Raw genomic sequence first — 2,238 nt, forward strand, 5'->3', positions numbered from 1 at the left:
CCCGGCTCGCCGCCGGCGCGCCGAGGCTGGCGGCCCAGTCGAGCAGGTGGCGGGCGAAGCCGTCGGCGAGGTCGAGCTCGGCCGGCGGCAGGCTGTCGAAGCGGAGCGCAGTGGATGCCGTCGTTGTCATGCCTCGATCACCTCGGATGGGGTGGGCGCCGCGGCGACGAGGCGGTCGAGGGCGAGGATGTCGGCCTCTGCCGCACGGTGGTGGAATACGCCGCAGGGCTGGCCGTCGAGCTGCCAGTGCGGACGCACGCCGCGTACGAACAGATAGAGCACGCCGCCGAAATGGTGCGCATAGTCGTAGCCAGGCAGGCTGCGCTGCAGGTGGCGGTGCAACGCCAGGGTGTAGAGCAGGTGCTGCAGGTGGTAGCCATGGGCCTGCATCGCGGCCTCCAGGCGTGCGGGCGCGTAGTCCTGCGGCGTGTCGCCGAGATGGTTGGACTTCCAGTCGAGCACCCAGTAGCGGCCGTCGTGTTCGAACACGAGGTCAATGTAGCCCTTGAGGTAGCCGGCGAGGTCCTTGAAGTCCAGCCGTGGCACACGGTAGCCGCGCGCGGCCAGCCAGGCGTTGAGCTGCGCCGCGCCGAGCACAGGCGCAGGCAGGTGGAAGCCGAGCTCGACGCGGCGGCGGGCGGCAGTGACCCCATCCAGGCGCAGCGCAGCGCCTGCGCCCGCCGTCGCCCCCAGCAGCGGCGTGGCAAGCACGTCGTCGAGCATGCGCCGCAGGCGCTGCGGCTGGCGCACGGTCTCGAGCGCACGCTCGCGCTCGCCCAAGGTGGCGGGCGGGCGCTGCGGGTGCGCCTGCAGCGCGGCGGCGATGGCCGCCTCCCAGCCGCTCGGGTCGCAGAAATCGATGGCCTCGAACACCGCGTGCAGGCAGTCGCCTGCCACCGGGCCACGCGGGAAGCGCAGGATGTCGTCGGCGGGGATGGGCTGGCCGGGCGCCACCTCGCTCCCCGCCGCCACCTCCGGTGCGGACGCAGGCAGCGCGCGGGCGTCGTGGTCGCGCGCTGCCTGCTCATGTACCGCACCCGAGATCAGCGCGCTGAAGCTGCCGATGCGCCAGCCCGCGCCCACCTGCGGCGGACGCTGGGCGCGCGGACGCTGGGTGGCGCCGGACTGCATGGCGAGCGCCCCGGCCTCGCCGCTGGGCAGATCGTCCAGGCGCATCACCGGCCTGCCTTCGTGTTTCGCCGCGGCCACCAGCGCGCGCCACTGCGCGTCGATGTCGGCCGGGCTCCGCTTGTGGGCGTCCCACTGCGCCGGGCTCATGCCGACGCCGGCCACCATCCAGTTGAGCAGACTGCGCCCGCCTTCGCCGTGACTGATGCGGCCAAAACTCGAGGTCGCATAGCTGCCCACCACCAGGTAGCAGCGCTGCACGGCACGGGTGAGCGCGACGTAGATCAGGCGCAGGTCCTCGGCCTGGCGCTCGCGGCGCAGGCGGGTGGCGATCTCCTTGGCATCGGCGGGGTCGGCGCGGTAGTCGAGCACCAGTTCGCCGTCGTCGTCATGCCAGGCGCGCATCGGCCCTTCGCTGCCGTTGCGGCTGTAGCCGTCGAACAGGAAAGGACAGAACACGATGCCGTACTCCAGGCCCTTGGCGCGATGCACGGTGACGATCTGTACCAGGTTGCGGTCCGACTCCAGGCGCAGCTGGGCGGCCTCGCCGCCGCGCGCATCGGCACGGCGGCTGGCGAGACTGCGCAACAGCACCTCCGGCGAGGCCTGGCCGGCGGATTGCTGCAGCAGCTCGGCCAGGTGCATCAGGTTGGTGAGGCGGCGCTCGCCGTCGGCGCGCGCGAGCAGGCGGGCGGCGACACCGGCATCGCTCATCCACTGCCGCAGCATGACGCCGAAGCCACGCGCCAGCCACAGTTCGCGCCAGCGCGCAAACGCCTCAAGGCGAGCGAGCAGCGCCGCCTCGTCGGCCGCCAGGCGGGCGAGCGCGGCCGCGTCATGCCCCATCGCCGAGGTGGCGAGCGCGGCGAGCACGCGGCGTTCACGCCCGGGCTCGGCGATCGCCAGCAGCACGCGCTCGAGTTCCTCCGCGTCCTCGGTGTGGAACACGCTGGCCTGCGACAGCTCGACGCTGCCCACGCCCACCGCCGCCAGCGCCTGGCGCATGCGCGCGCCCTGGCTGTGGCTGCGCACCAGCACGGCGATGTCGGCTGGCGCGAGCGGGCGCTCGCCGATGCGGATGCGCCCGGCCGCACCAGCTGCGATCAGGCG

General features: G+C 73.4%; 1 protein-coding gene. It reads right to left on the minus strand.

Annotated features, from left to right (window positions below; genetic code table 11):
* Nucleotides 1-126 precede the first annotated feature (126 nt).
* Nucleotides 127-2,238: 3'-5' exonuclease (locus B447_RS21450; protein ID WP_004249146.1), on the minus strand; the 2,112-nt coding region annotated here is incomplete at its 5' end.

It is taken from the genome of Thauera sp. 27, from assembly GCF_000310125.2.
In the GTDB taxonomy this organism is placed as follows: Bacteria; Pseudomonadota; Gammaproteobacteria; order Burkholderiales; family Rhodocyclaceae; genus Thauera; species Thauera mechernichensis.